Source organism: Sphingobium sp. MI1205 (genome assembly GCF_001563285.1).
In the GTDB taxonomy this organism is placed as follows: domain Bacteria; phylum Pseudomonadota; class Alphaproteobacteria; order Sphingomonadales; family Sphingomonadaceae; genus Sphingobium.
The window spans coordinates 2,604,070-2,619,807 of the sequence record NZ_CP005188.1 but is presented as its reverse complement, the minus strand read 5'-3'; the positions used below and the strand labels follow the sequence as shown (position 1 = coordinate 2,619,807).

Sequence of the window (15,738 nt, the reverse complement as noted above, 5' to 3'; positions counted from 1 at the left end):
TTCAGCCTGGCGATGACCTGCGCTCCCGGAGAACCCAATCTGAACTTGATCTAGCAGTGGCGTCGAACGGCTTTGGGCCGCGCGCGGTCGACTTTGCCTCGGTGGTAATCGATCATGCGGATTGACGTGCTCCCCTGATTGTTACCAGTCAGAGGTAGAGTCCGGCTCCTTCATGATGGTTGTTTGAGGTGATGCCAACGTGTCTGGGGGCATGCCCCCAGACACGTTGGCCGGCGATCTCGGCAGGCGTCTTCCCACCCAGTTTCGAGTGCGGCCTGACGTGGTTATAGTCGTGCCGCCAGGCCATGAGCACGAAGCGGGCATGCGCCAGCGACGTGAACAGGGTCTCGTTGAGGCATTCGTCGCGCAAGCGGCCGTTGAAGCTTTCGACGAAGCCGTTCTGCATCGGCTTGCCCGGCGCGATATAATGCCATTCGACCTGACGCGCCTGCGACCAGCGCAGGATCGCCGACGACGTCAGTTCGGTTCCATTGTCGCTGACGACGTAAGCGCCGACGGAACGTGGCCTTGTCGGCATCACCGAAATAGGAAAGCTCGCAGCCTTTAAGGAGGCGGGAGCATGGACAACGAGCAGTCAAACGAGCCTCGTATGAGCAGTCGCGGGGACGGCGGAGTGCTTGTACAGGTGGAGCGGCGTCGGAACTGGAGCGACGAGGAGAAGCTGGCGATCCTAAAGGAGACGACGGTGCCGGGCGTTGTCATATCGGCCGTAGCGCGGCGGCATGGGATAGGCACGGGTCAGCTCTACACCTGGCGCAAGCAACTGCTCCGGGGAGCGATGGCAGGCTTCGTACCTGTCGAACTGGCAGCATCATCGCCGTCGGCCAAAGCCCGAGAAGCTGGACGGATCGAGGTTCGCGGACGGTGCGGCCTGACGGTGTCGGTGGATGGCGAAGTTGATCGGGCCGCCCTGAAACAGGTGCTCGATGTCCTGCGGGAGCTGGATCATTGAGCCTGGCGTTCCCGCCTTCGACGAAGGTCTACCTGTCGCTGGCGCCGTGCGACATGCGCAAGGGCTTTGACGGGCTCTCGGCGCAGGTGCGCAATATCCTTCAGCTGGATCCATTCTCCGGCGCGGTCTTCCTGTTCCGCGGAAAAAGGGGCGACAGGCTGAAGGCCTTGGTCTGGGACGGCTCAGGGCTATGCCTGTATGCGAAGCGTCTTGAGCGCGGAAAGTTTGTTTGGCCACGTGCCCATGAGGGTGCGCTGCGGCTGTCGGCCGCCCAGCTTGCGATGTTGCTCGAAGGCCTGAACTGGAAGCAGGCGATCGTCCACGACGAGGTCATCACGCCGAGCCTCGCATAGTGAAAATGATCAGTAAAACCGACATTTTATGTAGGTTTTACTGTGGGCTTCCGCTATTATCTGCGGCATGCGGTTCGCCCTTGATCGCCTTCCCACTGACCCGGTCCTCCTGCAGAAAATGCTGCTGGAGATGGCCGATGTCATGGCGCAGGAACGGGCCGAACTGACGGCAACGAGAGCAACCGTCAAAGCCCAGACCTTGCGGATCGAAAAGCTCGAGCATCGCGTCGCGCGGCTGCTGCGCGTCCAGTTCGGTCGTAGCTCCGAGAAAATGGATATCGCCCAGCTGCGGCTGATGTTCGAGGAGGTCGAGGTACCAGAACCCGCCAACGATGAGGTGGCGGCACCGCCTGTGGCGAAATCGGCCCGCAAATCCGGCGGCCGTGTTCCGCTTCCCGCACACTTTCCGCGTCAGACGGTTGATCATCAGCCCAGCCCGTGCAGTGCCGGTTGTAACGGGCCGTCAGCACAGATCGACGAGGCTGTCACTGAGGTCCTCGACTATGTCCCGGCGCGCTTCCGGGTCATTCGCCACGTGCGACCAAGACTAGTGTGCCGGTCCTGCGAACAGATCCGCCAGGCCCCCGCTGTCGATCTGCCGCTCCCCAAGGTGATGGCGAGCAGCGCCTTGCTGGCCCATCTCGTCGTCAATCGCTTTGTCGATCATCAACCCTGGCATCGGCAGTCAGTGATCTTCCGCCGCGTGGGACTCCACATCGATCGGGACGTGATGAGCCGCTGGGCCCGAAAACTGGCATGGCTGCTGGCGCCGCTGGGTGAGCGGCTGTTCGCCTATATCCGGGAAGCCGCCAAGATCCACGGTGACGACACGCCGGTCACGCTGCTGGGCAATGGCGATGGCAGCCGGACCGGGCACTTCTGGGTATATCTGCGTGATGATCGCTCAAGCGGTGACATGAGCCCGCCTGCCGTGGTCTTCCGCTTCAGCGCCGATCGCGGCGGAGCGCATCCGGCGGAACATCTCGCCGACTATCGGGGGTATCTACAGGCAGACGGCTTTGCCGGGTACAACGCACTTTACCGTGACCCCAAGACCAAGGCGCCCAGGGATATCGTCGAAGTGGGATGCTGGAGCCACGCGCGCCGGAAATTTACGGACATCTTGGACAAGAGCCCGTCACCGATCGCGGCAGAGGCGGTCGTGCGGATCGCCGAGCTCTTCGCCATCGAGCGCGACATCAAGGGCGCGCCACCCGATGAGCGACGACGCATCCGCCAGATCAAGGCCGTGCCGAAGCTGGAGGCGCTGCGCGTCTGGCTCGAAACCCAGAACCGAGGCCTGTCGTCTGACAGCAATCTGGCGCGTGCGTGTCGCTATCCGCTGAACCGCTGGCAGGCCATGATCCGTTACTGCGATAATGGTCGGCTCGAGATCAGCAACAATCTGGTGGAAAACGCGCTGCGCGGTGTCGCGCTCGGGCGCCGGAACTGGATGTTCGTCGGCTCCATGAAGGGGGGAGAAGCCGCCGCGCTCTTCTACGCCCTGGCGGGCACATGCCGGCTCAACGGCGTCGAGCCCGAGGCATGGTTCACTGACGTCATCGAGCGCATCGGTGATCACCCGATCAATCGGATCGATGACTTCTTGCCGTGGAACTGGCAGGCATCAAGGCTGACCAACGATCTGGAGAAGGCTGCGTGAGCAACGGCACTGTCGTGCGGATGAAGATTACGCTGGACGATGTCACGCCGGCCGTCAGCCGAACGCTGGAGGTGCCGCTCAATATCCGGCTCGACCGTCTGCACACCGTCATCCAGACCGCCTTCTCCTGGACGGACTCTCACCTGTGGGAAATGAGCTTCGGGCAGACCGGCTTTGGCATCCCTGATCCTGAATATGGCTTCGACGGGCCGCTCGACGCCCGTAAGGCCACTCTCGCCCAGGTCCTGGCGGATACGAGGCGCAAGACCTTCCGATATCTCTATGACTTTGGCGATGCCTGGGAGCATAGCGTCAAGATCGAGCGCATCAGCACGGCCAGCCCGCACCTGACATATCCGCTCATCCTCGATGCAGTAGGTATGCGGCCGCCAGAGGACTGTGGCGGCCCATGGGGTTACGCCGAAAAGCTCGAAGCGCTCGGCGACCCACATCATGAATATTACGAAGAGGCGCTAGATACCCTCGGCGACGACCATGATCCCAACGCCCAGCCCGACATCCCCCTGATCGAGGCAAGGCTGGAAGCGCTCGCGAAAAAATGGGCGCCACGGACACGCCGGAAAGCCTGAAAGGCCGCGTCAACGCCGCCTTCCGTCGGCGCTTACCTGACGACCATATGAGGCTTCCCTCGCAGGCCGATCAGCGTCGTCAGTTCGCGGGCAACGCGGAGGCCGGACAACGACGTATCAGCCACCAGCGCAAGGCACTCCCGCGTAAAGTCATCGAGGATGCACAGGATGCGGAACCGCCGACCGCACACCAGGCTGTCCGACACGAAGTCGAGCGACCAGCGCTGGTTCGGACCCTGCGGCAGCGCCATCGGCGCTCGCGTGCCCAGGGCCCGCTTGCGGCCACCACGGCGACGGACCCGCAGCCCCTCTTCGCGATAGATGCGCAGCAGCTTCTTGTGGTTCGGGCGCAGACCCTCCCGCGCCAGAAGATACCCCAGGCGGCGATAGCCGAACCGGCGGCGCTCGGCCGCCAGCTCACGCAGGCGTTGCCGCAGAGCACCGTCATCCGGCCTCGTCGGCTCATATCTGATCACCCGGCGGCTCACACCGACCAGGCTGCACGCCCGACGCTCGCTCAGCCCGTGATGGTCACGAGCATATTTGATGTCAGATCCTTCAGCACCGCATTGTCGAGCATCGCCTCGGCCAGAAGCTTCTTCAGCTTGGCGTTCTCGTCCTCGAGCGCCCGAAGCCGCCGAGCCTCTGAAACGTCCAGACCCCCGAACTTGGCTTTGTACTTGTAGAAGGTCGCCGAGCTGATCCCGTGCCGCCGACATACATCCGCCGTCGGCATCCCCGCCTCATGCTCCTTCAATATCGCTATGATCTGCTCTTCGCTAAACCTGCTCCGCTTCATTCCGTCCGACTCCTTCGCGTCGGACTCTACTCAAAATCGGTCACATTTCAGGGGAGCACGTCACCACTGAGAGCTCCGCCGGATGGTCACGCACCTTGACATGGTACCGTCACAGAATTGATCGTTTAAGTCGAATCGGCGATTGGCGACTGCCCCGAGTCCCCCCTGTCGCAAGCCGGGATAACGTCAGAGCGCCAGAGAAAATAACTGTATGTAGCGAGCTTTAACGTCTTGAGGAATTCCCAACTCTGTCAAAAAATTCTCCTGGCGATCTAGAAGAAATTGCCTGTGCCATCTGGCCATCCAATTAAAGTGCCACAAGTCCTCCACCGTTGCGACGGTGGGGAGTCCAGGAAAATTGCTGGTGTCGACATCGCCATCCAGGTCTACCCAGACGGACACTGGCACCTTGGCGACGACAAAATCGAACAAAATTGTCGACGGCGCTGAAACTGCATACGCGAATGTTGACAAATCGATGTCATACAGGGGCGCGCGGCTGACATTCACGTTGGCGGGGAGAGTCAGCCGGTTTCGTTCTGTGAAGCGTCCAGCTGGATGGGCGCGCAGCAATAATTGTTGATCAACGCTTCCAACTCGCTCCGCAAAAGCCAAGAACGTATCAATAAAGCTCTCTCTTAGGCGGCTATTTCCGAAACGAATGGAATGGAGATTCTCGCAGATCAAGCCCGGAAGCTCATGATAGTCCACCTCATCTACCGCAGTCGGTGCATCAATCATGACCGGTGGGCCGGCAATGAACAGTTTGTTACGCTCATTTAGTGGTAGAGCATGCAGATGCCGTTCAGCGAACCATCCCACTATTATATCGGCAGAAAAACGTATGTCACGTCCGATGGCGGCATCATGCCGGGCATTATGGAGAAAGCCGAGGCATTCAAAGCCGTGCTGTAATGTGACTGTCCTTATGTTGCCTGGGACAGATCGGAAAAGGTTGTGGGCATGCTGATGTGCAACCACATTCGATTCGCTGCCTGCGATGATCATTCCTCGCCGCTGTCGGAAATGGCGGAGGCAATCGAAGGGGGATTGATAGGTAAATGGTTGTACGCCGACCTCGGCGCCCAGGCGCTTTAGTTCGCCGAACCAGAGGCCATCCTCGTCAAGCCGATGAAAATTGTCCGTTATTAGGATTTCCAAGTCCAAGCTGGGCAGGGAGCGCGCAAGCAGCACCAAGGGGCGAAGAACTGCGACGTCCTGAACAAGTCCGAAATGAAATGCGACGAAGGGCCTGCTCACGACGCAAGCGCCGCTGCTGATGAAAAGGGGCGACGCAAAGACATGGTGTCGCTGATCAGCACGTCCACCCTCCCAAAGGCTGATCGGCAGCAGTCTCTCGCGAAGGTCATAATATCCGGGTATAGCGGTAGGGTTTGTAGCGCCGTAGCATTCTGAGGAATATTAACTTTGAGCGGCGGGTGGCCGAGCGCAACTAAGTCCACTTCGACCAGATCAAGATCCGCTATCCTGATCTGTCCAGTATTTTGCAGCGGAACGCTGAACCGCTCTGCCAAAGATGCAGTCATCCGCATCTGAATTTCGTTCGATACACGGTCGAACCGAACTGGAAAATTCCAGCTTTTGTTCGTGAAGATCGTAGAAACGGAGACGCCGTCTAAGGAGCTCGCCATTTTATGCAAGTTGATGGTGGTAACATGGCCGTGAAGGAGACACAGGAGAGGCGCCTCCGATTGAAGTGGGGGCAGGCTGTTCAAGGAAGCTCGTGCCTGCTGGAAAAAGGTTTCGGTCGCGTGAAGCGGATTGGCAAATTGGGAGAGTGTCGCGGTAAGGCCCTGAATTCGGTCTCCGCGCATCTTACTGTTCCCTGAAAGGATGTCAGCGGACATCTCTTCTTCTGAGCGATAGATATAGTCGTTGAGGCGATCATATAGAGGATATCCAATGCTCAGCACGTGACAGCCTCGATTGAGGGCGGTTATTGCGCGGTTCAACGACTTGGCGCGACTGAACGACTGGCCATTCACCGGAAGGATAGCGACAGTGGCTTCCGTAAGAGCGTCCTGCTCTGCTTTCTCCGTCCATTCGACGACTTCATACGCTACCCCTAATGCCCGCAACACCTCAGCGTCACCGCTATCAAATGGCCGGCGATTGGTCACTATGCGCAGTTTCACATGCCAACCCAGTCGCTCGAGGCGCGCCAACACTGGCTCGCAGGAGGCCAGGTCCATAAGGCCGACGGGGAAGTAGGGGTTGTCCCCGATGCCAAACCATACGATATTTAAAATCCGGCTCATGCGAGCGCGTTGTGTCTTGAGGTCTGCCAAGGCGGCCACCATGAAAGGGTCGTACCCCATGATTGGATCATCGATGGCGACTATGGGGATCCCCGGCAGATAGTTTCGGACGACTTCCACCATGCGCGGTGTGCTGCATAGGGCGAAATTCGTTACGGGAGCCATGTCCCGTAGCCACTCACGAAAGCGCTCCAGTCTCGGATCTGTAATTTGGGAAAAATAATCGTCGAACAGATCCTGTCCGACGATTTTACCCGCACGTACGACTCGGCGGGCTAGAAGCAAAGCCATAGTATCGAACGTCTTGCAAAAAACATAGACGTCGTGATCGAGCTTTTCTGCGGTGGCTAGGTGTTCACAAGCAATAGCATCGAGTGTCACGTCTGGATCGGCTATGAACTCGCGAAAGCGATCATAACGAATGCGCATTCCGGCCGACGCGCGGAACGCATCCGACTGAATGACTATACAAACCTTCATCGAATTTTCTGTATGATTGTGGTCATGTCCGCAATACGGCTTAATGTCTGCAAGGATAGACGGTAGGGCAAAGTGATGGCTGCCTGTCGGTGCCGGGGCTGAGCTATGTCAGCATAAACAGCCACAGCCGTCGTGCAGAGATTGATCCCCCCTGCTTCGATCGCTTCAAGGCCAAGCGATAAATCATCCAACTCTGGGCGCAGTGAACTGCCATCATGTCGGTCGAGAAGAGCGAGCGTCGCGCGGCGGGTCATCAGCGCTACCAGACTGTTCGCTAGAACTGGAAATGTGGCCGGCTGGCGCAGAGCGATCGGATCGATCCTGTCGAAGGAGAGAGCAGGCGTCGCCCGCAAATCCAAGCCGACCAGACTGTATCCTGCACTGATCGGAGAGCGCGCCGCGGATATTTCGCGCACAAGGCAACCGGCCGTAGCAACACCCGCATGGCGCAGAAGCGTTAGCAAGGCATTGAGCGTTCGATGGTCTGGCAATATAGTTGAAGCGTTCGCAATGAACACCTCGTCATACGCTATATGGTCGCGAGCGGCGATGATCTGATCGACATGGCTGCTGTTCGAGGGGACCGGCACAATTTGATGAGGCTGCCCTGGTAGAAGATTGTTCAGCGCATCACGCAAAGTGCTCTCATCTGCATCTGCGGGGTGGCAGATAGTGATGTCTAAGGTTCCCATGCCCTGGCGTATTAGCGACTCCAGTAAGGGCACGGGTGAAACTTCGACTGGATCGAAGAGGATCAGAACAGACAATTCCTCGGTGTCAGTAAAATAATCCGTTTCGAAAAGTCTGGGAATGTCCGCAGCCATTTCCATAGCCGACTCGTTGCTGATACGAGGCGGTTTTTCCCTTAGAATGACCGCAAGTGGCCACGATGGTATGAGTTTGCTCCCCGACACCACGGGCTCACACGAGCATAGCTGAAGCCGAGGAAAGGGCTGTTGAAAGCCGTAGGGTTGAAGCGCCTCCAACGATCCATCCAGTGCGGGGAACGACACCGACCAAATCCGACCATGCCGTTGCCATTCCACAACTCCCATCGACCCGAAGACCTTTTGGTCCTCAAGACCCTGAGGGAGGGCATTGACCATCACCGCAATGGTTGGAATGGCATCTGCTGGCAGATATAAAATGTGACTGTCCTGCGGATCGTCGTCGACACACGAGCGAGCTTCGCTTTCATCCAAAATATATTCGGACTTCTCGCCCTCCCGAATGACCTTGGCGTGCAGGAAACATCTTAGCCAATTTGTCAGATCCTCATGGATCGCGCGTTCCAACCCAGTATATGCCGCAGCATCGATCATGATCTTGCCGACATGATTCTGGGGATCAATCAATCTCCCCGCCAGGGCGGCAAGATATGAACGTGACAATTCTGCTGCGTCGCCAAGTTCGTCACCGCCATAGCCAGCTAGCATCCGTTCTGCAGCATGCCACCCGTTCCTGACTAGAGAAGGGAAGGGCAGCGTGTCGATTGCCCGAATGCCTCCGCTAGAATCTTTGATGACCATCAAAACAGGGCAAAAGGGATTGAGCAGCCGCGCCGTTACAATCTTGCTCCCGGCCAAGGGTAAATCGCTGCCAACCTTTATCAGTGAACGTGTAGGGGAGTAGGCCAGCTGGTAGAAATCGATTGTGCCGTCGGTGTGCCCTGCACCGTCGAACCGAAAACTGAGATTCCGGTGACTCTCGAACCAGACGTCAACCAGCCGTATGCCACCGATAGATTTCTTCAGTAATCCTAAGGGGGTGAGAGTTTTCATCGCCCCTATTTCGAACGGCGGCAGCGAATGCGTGGCTGCCTCAACGGTGGGACCTGCCGTCGAGAGACATATATCGTCGATCCTGCTGAGGCACGCAAAGAGCCGCAGGCCGAAGTCATCAAAGTCAAAGCCGACCGCAGGCCCCAAAAAGCCTAGATGCTGCTCAACGTCCGGGCGGGGCACGTCCCTGCGGATCGCGCCTAAACATACAGGGCCCAACATTAAGCTTATGCTAAGTGGATCATCGGCGCGCTCGGCTAATGAGGGCGCCGCCCATCCCCGCAGTCGGTTATTGCCGGGGTCAATTGACAGTTCAACTGGCAACGGCTTGCGTGCCCACTCTTGCCCCTCACTCTCGTGCGTGAATCCATTCAGTTCCTCAGTCATGGTCAATTGGTCTCCTGCCATGACGGAGTTACGCGGGCGGGGTACGACAACGAAGCATCAGTGCAAAGATTAGACAAGTTGGGGCTGTGAAATGGATCCTTATCCAACCTCTCACCCCACCGCTCTCTCATGCGCTTCTTATCCGTGTCCAGTCTTTCACGCTTCTCAGGGGATATATCCTTGCCGCGAGATTGGGATTCGAGATGATACATTAAGATCTCGGCCGCCCAGAGAACTCGATAACCGGCGGCACTGACTTTCAAACAGAAATCAACATCATTATACGCGACAGGAAGAGTTTCCTCGAGACCTCCCACCTCATCCCAGACCTCGCGTCGCACAAGAAGGCAAGCGGCGGTGACTGCGCTAACGTCTTGAGACAATGTAAGCCGCCCGTGGCGACCATGATGAAGCGTCGAGAACCCCTTGTAGATGTGAGACGCAAGACCGATCCCCAGCGTCACCCCGGCATGTTGAACAGTGTCGTCCCCATATAAAAGCTTGGCGCCGACAATTCCGATTTCTGGACGCACGATGCGAGCCGTCATTTGCGCAAGCCAATTGCGATCAATGACTTTAAGGTCATTGTTCATCAGCCCTAGGATAGACCCGCTCGCATGCGACGCTGCCAAGTTATTGATCACCGAATAATTGAAAGGGCCAGGACAGGGCACGATCGATACACGTTTGTCCTTCCCAATTTCGGCAAAATAAGCCTTCGTTTCATCTTCGACACTGTCGTTATCGGCGATGATGATTTCGAGATCAGGATAGTCGGTTTGGTGTAGGAAGCCATCGACGCACACGCGAAGTAAATCCACACGATCACGCGTTGGAACGATCAAGGATACCCTCGGCGGCGGAGCGGGCAAAGCCCAGTCGATCGACCAGTTTCCCATGGCATTATGAGCCACGGAAGCTCGGGCAAATCGATCAGGGAAGGCGCGCAGGGCCTCCTCGACAGCGGAAGCTAGATTCCTGCCGTGATCCTGATTCTCATACGAGCGGTGGTAGAGCACGAATGGGACATGAATGACTTTTGGTTCATCAGCCAAGGCACAGCTTAGCGCCGTGCGATACAATGCGGCGAGGTCAATGATTGATGAATTACCCCGCTTCAGGAAACTGCTCCGCATTAGTGCCAATCGGCAAAAATAGTCTTGGACGAGCGCAAGATCAGTGCTCCAGTCTCCCTTCATGTAGGGATTAGCGCGCACGCCCGTGACCGGATCAATCCTGTCTTCGTCTGAATAGATCAAGGAGAAGTCCGGGCAAGCTTTCACAGTGACTGCCAAATGAAGCAACGCGGTTCGGGAGAGCAGGTCTCCCGCTTCTGCAAATGTAAAAAGGGCGTCCTCTCCATATAGTTCCAGAACTGAAGGAAGCTCAGCTGCCTCAATGCACCGGACCCGAGGGTCCAGACACTCTAAGTATGGCAGTGCGCCAATGCAAATGGCTTCCCAGTTGCCGTATAACTGGGCAGTCAGAGATCGAATTGTCGCAGAAAAGTTAACATCAGTCGCGCCAAAAACCCATATTGTGAACATGTCTGCATGCTCAATCCTGGCGGCGAAATCTTGAGCCAATCGCAAGTCCTCAGCGGTCTCATGCTCTGCAATCCAGCGCTGATAGTCCTGCGCTTCGCTAATCGTTCCACCAAATATTTCGGCTGCCCTTTCAGCCGGCGAAACATGATAAGCCACGAGGTCGTTGGGAATGTCAAAATAACCGATTTGTTGAGCCGCGCCGGGGACTTCTATGCTGCCCCTCCGGCCCGCGAATTTAGGTGCTATTGAGCACCAAGTGATTAGAAAGGGATAGCCTTCCTCGTTTGGCAAAGCAGGGCCACATGACTGCGCAAAAAGGAATTCTCCATCAACTCTTACTTCGACCACAGGAATGACATTAGGTAGGTCTGTCATTCTGATCCTACCGGACACACCGACGCGATCAAAGTAATCGATTTTCCCATCAAGGGAAAGGCTGATATCACTCTTCAGCGTAGATAGTAAAATACTCGCGTCTGGGACGGCGCGATGATTAATGTGGCCTTTAAGTTGTTCGACGTGTCTCCGTTGTTCTGTAGCCCAATTGATCAACCGACTATTTCTATCTTCCAATTCCGCCGACCGCCGACGAAATATAGTGCTGCTTTCAGTAAGTTCCGCAAGACGACCTTCTAAGGATGACAATTCTGATTGAGCGCTTTCATATTTCCGATGTAGTTCGGTCGCCGTCGCTCGCTCCTCGCACGCGCGAGCTCGCCAATCTCTTGCGATCTTAAGCAATCCACGCATGCGACAATGGCGCCGAAGTTCTTTTGCGGTGAGCTCAGTAACCTCTGCGGTTGCAATATCCAGACGCGCGTTTAGATCGCTTTCGTTTGCCCGGATGGCGTCAAGGAGTTTGGCCTGCTCCTCCGACATCTTCTTCTGAGATGTGGCGTATTGCTGATGGGAAAGCTCCAACTCCGCCCTATGCTGCTCTGCAGCGGCCAGCTTGCTTACAAGCTCAGCCTGCTCCTTAACGTTTGCATGGAGTTGATCGACAACGGGTTTGATCGATCTGAATAGCAGATCGATCGTCGGCAATTGAGCCAGAGTGGCCCGTGCGGATCTGTCGCTGATCATCGCGCCATAGAGCAATGTCGCAACGGGCATTGCAGAGCCGAGATCATTACCGTCCGCGACCTGATGTCGAAACTCGCCCTTCACGATCGCTTCGACGCACTCCCTAGCGTCATTTAATGAAAGGTCGGAACCAATACCTAAGCCTTCAACGAGTCGAACGGCAACTGCCGCAGGATCTTCGAACCATTCATTATAATCGACTAAGATCGGAGCCTGTTCAGTTGTTACATACCGCAAAATGTCATAGTTGTAGGACAGCCACATCATCTCACTGGTGGCGACCGAAACCTTCCGGATTTTGCTCTTCTTGGACATCGATACAGATGCCTCGGCAGGGTTCCGTACAGCGTGGACATATATCGGACGCAAATTCAGATCTCTGAACACCTCCCACCATAAAGGCAAAAGCCGGCAAGTCCGCGGATCCTTAAAGCCCCATAGGTTAGATGATTTAGCCAGCTGCTCCGAGAGGTAGGCGATCAAGCGCGGCTTAATAGCTTGTACTTCTTTTCGCCTCCACCAGCCGGGAGGAAAGGGCAGTGCATGGTCCGCCTGAGATATTGGGCGCCCGATTGCAAGCAAGATTTCATCCTGTATCGCGACCAAGTCCGGACGCTCCCAGAAGCCGCCTGCGTTATTTGAGCTGACGTGATCCGTCAGGTCCGCCATATCCACGCCCAAATAATGGAGCACATTCGACAACAAGGATGTGCCGCTCCGATGCATGCCTAGGACTACCACGATCGGTCTGGCAGGAGCCGATGCAAGATGCTGGGAGGAAGTCTTAACCAACGTTCCTGTACCGATCACGGCCGACGTGCCTTCCGCACCGTCTATCACACCATGTTTGTCGACTGCGCCTTCCACTTGGCCATCCTTGCCAGATTGAATATGGTCATCCGAACGGTGTCCGCTGATCGGGACGTTACAAACCTTTGACAACTGCGTCGATGTCCTTCAGGCGACGCAACAACGGATCCACCTCGTCGAGTGGCCATGCGTTTGGGCCATCGGACATTGCATTGTCAGGATCTGGATGCGTTTCCATGAATAGTCCCGCTATTCCGACCGCGACTGCAGCCTGGGCGAGAGTCGGAACAAACTCCCGTTGCCCGCCAGAGCGTTCACCCTGGCCGCCAGGCAATTGCACGGAATGAGTTGCATCGAAGATGACTGGACATTCGGTTTCTCGCATGACGATAAGGCTGCGCATATCGGATACAAGGTTGTTATACCCGAAGGTAGCCCCCCGCTCCGTGACCATGAAGGCATCACTTGGAAGGCCTGCGCCGAGGGCTGCCGTTCGAGCTTTTGATACCACATGCGTCATATCCTGCGGCGCCATGAACTGCGCCTTCTTAATGTTTACCGCCTTCCCAGAAATGGCTACCGCATTGATAAAATCTGTCTGGCGGGCCAGGAAGGCGGGGGTTTGAAGAACGTCCACTACTTGCGCCACGGCGGGCACCTGTTCCTCTGTATGAACATCGGTGAGGACCGGCAGACCTATGTCGATGCGTACTCGTTCGAGGATGCGCAAACCTTCGTCCAAGCCGGGCCCCCTGAACGACTTGCCCGAGCTGCGGTTTGCTTTGTCAAAAGAGCTTTTAAAAATTAGGAAGATGTTAAGGCCCTCGGCAACCTTCTGCAGGTGCTCGGCCGTGCTGAGCGTCATCGACTCATTTTCTATCACACAAGGTCCGGCGATGATGAAAAGCTGCTGATCTCCACCGACCTGCTGACCGCACAATAACATTCGCCTCTCGCTCCCGCCTTTTTACCTGAGCGCCCTCCTAGACAAGCTCGAGGCATGCGGCAAGGCGCTTCCGCCAGTAAAATAAGGGGATGGGACGAGAACTGGCGCAATGCCGCTTGCGTCCAAACCGCGCATTTGCCAGATATGGCTCCAGATAATCCAAGGGCTGATAGTTGGTAATGACGCACCAAAACCGCATCTACGTCGGATATGATCAGCGAGAAGATATTGCTTGGCAAGTCTGCCGCCATTCACTCATGAGGCATACTAACGCTCCAGTCTCCATCGACCCGTTGAAGCAAAACGTGCTGCGGGAGCTTGGACTTTATACAAGACCTTATGATGTAACGGCATCTACCGAATTTTCACTGACACGTTTTCTTACCCCTCATCTTGCATCTAGCGAGGGGTGGTCCATGTTTGTGGACTGTGACTTCCTTTTTACGCGCGACATTGGCGACATTTTCAAGAATCTTGATCACACAAAGGCGGTGTATGTAGTTCAACATGACTATGTGCCTACAAACGCCATCAAGATGGATGGTAAGGCGCAAAGTATATACCCGCGCAAGAACTGGTCTTCCCTTATGCTCTTCAACGGTAGCAACCCCTTTGTTCAAAGATTGACTCCGGATGTCGTAAATAGGGCCACACCAAGCTTTCTTCATCGATTTGAGTGGGTGCCCGATGAACTTATAGGTGCGCTCGATCTCGAATGGAACTTTCTAGAAGGGGAGTATATGCTGCCTGCTGAGCCGCCGGCCGGGATCCACTTCACAAATGGAGGTCCCTGGTTTCCCAATTGGCAGGATGTTGCATACGCGGACCTCTGGCGAGAAGAAGAGGCGCTTTATCTGCAAGCTGAGCAAAGGCGTTCACAATTAATGGCGCTTAGGCTCTGACCTAGAGTTGCGGTGGCTTGCATGAGCCATTGCAGGTCTGACTCCTTGCGATCACAAAACCATGATTTGGAAAAAAATGAACCTCGTAATTGACAGGCCTCTCGTATCCGCCAGCAGATCGGTTGACACACAGATCCAAGCGCTTGAGGCACTCGCAGACGCCCTGACTGACAGCGAATTAGGCCAAGCTTTTGAGGAGACCGTTAGCGCGGTATGTGCCACAAAGGGCCGCCTTATAATAACCGGTATGGGCAAAAGCGGGTTGGTGGGTCGAAAGATTGCGGCAACTCTGGCATCAACGGGTACGCCTTCCCTCTATATTCATCCCGGCGAAGCAAGCCACGGTGATCTTGGGATGATCACGCCTGACGACATGATCTTGGCACTCTCTTGGTCAGGCGAAACGGCGGAACTGCGAGATATAATCACATATTGCCGTCGCTTCGGTGTGAAATTGGCGGTCATGACTGCTCGCAAAAATAGTACGGCCGGCAGGGCGGCCGATATTTGCTTGCCGTTGCCAGTGGTGGTGGAGGCCTGCCCAAATCAGTTGGCGCCGACGAGTTCGACCACGGTACAAATCGTTCTTGGAGATGCGCTCGCCGTCGCGTTGGTGGAGCGTCGTGGATTTTCTGCCAGCGAGTTCAGAATATTTCACCCCGGAGGGAAATTGGGTGCCCAATTGCTTACTGTGTCCGATTTAATGGGGCGTGAAGAACAACTGCCGGTAGTGGGCCTACAGGCGACCTTAACCGAAGCTACGATTGAGATGAGTCGGAAGAGGTACGGCAGCACAGCCGTGATAGATGATACGGGCCGACTGGTCGGCGCGTTCACGGACGGTGATCTGAGGCGAAGCATCACAAGCGCGAGCCTAAACGATAAGATCGAGCTTCACATGACTCCTAATCCCTTAACCGTACAGCCGGAGATGCTCGCTTCCAAGGCCCTGCGAATCATGAATGAAAACGCTGTTTCCTTGTTATTCGTCTGCGAAAATGATCGTTTGGTCGGGGCGCTGCACTTGCATGATGTATTGCGAGCCTCGGTTGCTTAACATTAGGTAATGCCATTTAAAAACGCATTATATTTCAATCAGGTGAAAATAAAGAACCGAGAGGGCTCGCGCACGTCCTGAAACTGCA

Annotated in this window: 11 protein-coding genes and 2 pseudogenes; 6 read left to right on the top strand and 7 right to left on the bottom strand. The window is 56.1% G+C overall.

Features of this window, described 5'->3' with window-relative positions:
- Positions 1-148 precede the first annotated feature (148 nt).
- Positions 149-505 (bottom strand): annotated as a pseudogene (locus K663_RS12850) (integrase core domain-containing protein); the annotation flags it as partial.
- A gap of 105 nt (positions 506-610) precedes the next feature.
- Between K663_RS12850 and tnpA the strand changes: the two are divergent.
- From tnpA to K663_RS12830, 4 genes are all read left to right on the top strand, one after another.
- Complete coding sequence (gene tnpA, locus K663_RS12845) at positions 611-973, top strand: IS66-like element accessory protein TnpA (protein ID WP_024018734.1); 363 nt, start codon at positions 611-613, stop codon at positions 971-973.
- Positions 970-1,326, top strand: coding sequence for an IS66 family insertion sequence element accessory protein TnpB (gene tnpB / locus K663_RS12840; protein WP_443018934.1), 357 nt, complete (start codon positions 970-972; stop codon positions 1,324-1,326). The genes tnpA and tnpB overlap by 4 nt, the downstream gene beginning before the upstream one ends.
- A gap of 67 nt (positions 1,327-1,393) precedes the next feature.
- Entirely contained in the window at positions 1,394-2,989 is a 1,596-nt protein-coding gene (tnpC, locus tag K663_RS23020; RefSeq protein ID WP_083535902.1) for an IS66 family transposase, read from the top strand.
- On the top strand, positions 2,986-3,579 hold the full coding sequence (locus K663_RS12830) for a plasmid pRiA4b ORF-3 family protein (RefSeq protein ID WP_235589446.1): 594 nt from the start codon (positions 2,986-2,988) through the stop codon (positions 3,577-3,579). The genes tnpC and K663_RS12830 overlap by 4 nt, the downstream gene beginning before the upstream one ends.
- Positions 3,580-3,617: 38 nt before the next feature.
- Here K663_RS12830 and K663_RS12825 read toward each other — a convergent pair.
- The 6 genes and pseudogenes from K663_RS12825 to kdsA all read right to left on the bottom strand — a co-directional run.
- A pseudogene (locus tag K663_RS12825) lies at positions 3,618-4,378 on the bottom strand (IS3 family transposase); the annotation flags it as partial.
- Between the two features lie 186 nt (positions 4,379-4,564).
- Complete coding sequence (locus tag K663_RS23900; protein ID WP_145902271.1) at positions 4,565-5,638, bottom strand: hypothetical protein; 1,074 nt, start codon at positions 5,636-5,638, stop codon at positions 4,565-4,567.
- On the bottom strand, positions 5,635-7,137 hold the full coding sequence (locus K663_RS12810; protein WP_062118182.1) for a hypothetical protein: 1,503 nt from the start codon (positions 7,135-7,137) through the stop codon (positions 5,635-5,637). The genes K663_RS23900 and K663_RS12810 overlap by 4 nt, the downstream gene beginning before the upstream one ends.
- The gene (locus K663_RS12805; RefSeq protein WP_062118179.1) at positions 7,134-9,305 is read right to left on the bottom strand and encodes a hypothetical protein; all 2,172 of its coding nucleotides are present in this window, start codon (positions 9,303-9,305) and stop codon (positions 7,134-7,136) included. The genes K663_RS12810 and K663_RS12805 overlap by 4 nt, the downstream gene beginning before the upstream one ends.
- A 2-nt stretch (positions 9,306-9,307) precedes the next feature.
- Positions 9,308-12,802: a glycosyltransferase gene (locus tag K663_RS12800; protein WP_145902270.1), complete on the bottom strand. Its 3,495-nt coding sequence runs from the start codon at positions 12,800-12,802 to the stop codon at positions 9,308-9,310.
- Between the two features lie 58 nt (positions 12,803-12,860).
- Complete coding sequence (gene kdsA / locus K663_RS12795) at positions 12,861-13,691, bottom strand: 3-deoxy-8-phosphooctulonate synthase (RefSeq protein WP_062118173.1); 831 nt, start codon at positions 13,689-13,691, stop codon at positions 12,861-12,863.
- Positions 13,692-13,870: 179 nt separating this feature from the next.
- Here kdsA and K663_RS12790 point away from each other — a divergent pair, with 179 nt between their 5' ends.
- Positions 13,871-14,593: a hypothetical protein gene (locus tag K663_RS12790; protein ID WP_062118170.1), complete on the top strand. Its 723-nt coding sequence runs from the start codon at positions 13,871-13,873 to the stop codon at positions 14,591-14,593.
- A gap of 265 nt (positions 14,594-14,858) precedes the next feature.
- Positions 14,859-15,650, top strand: a complete 792-nt coding sequence (locus tag K663_RS12785; RefSeq protein WP_335339067.1) for a KpsF/GutQ family sugar-phosphate isomerase — start codon at positions 14,859-14,861, stop codon at positions 15,648-15,650.
- Positions 15,651-15,738 lie beyond the last annotated feature (88 nt).

Excerpts from the sequence above, each read along its gene's own strand:
- K663_RS12810 (WP_062118182.1), bottom strand. The coding sequence starts at position 7,137 with ATGAAGGTTTGTATAGTCATTCAGTCGGATGCGTTCCGCGCGTCGGCC.
- K663_RS12790 (WP_062118170.1), top strand. The coding sequence starts at position 13,871 with ATGACGCACCAAAACCGCATCTACGTCGGATATGATCAGCGAGAAGAT.
- tnpC (WP_083535902.1), top strand. The coding sequence starts at position 1,394 with ATGCGGTTCGCCCTTGATCGCCTTCCCACTGACCCGGTCCTCCTGCAG.
- tnpA (WP_024018734.1), top strand. The coding sequence starts at position 611 with ATGAGCAGTCGCGGGGACGGCGGAGTGCTTGTACAGGTGGAGCGGCGT.
- kdsA (WP_062118173.1), bottom strand. The coding sequence starts at position 13,691 with ATGTTATTGTGCGGTCAGCAGGTCGGTGGAGATCAGCAGCTTTTCATC.
- K663_RS12805 (WP_062118179.1), bottom strand. The coding sequence starts at position 9,305 with ATGACTGAGGAACTGAATGGATTCACGCACGAGAGTGAGGGGCAAGAG.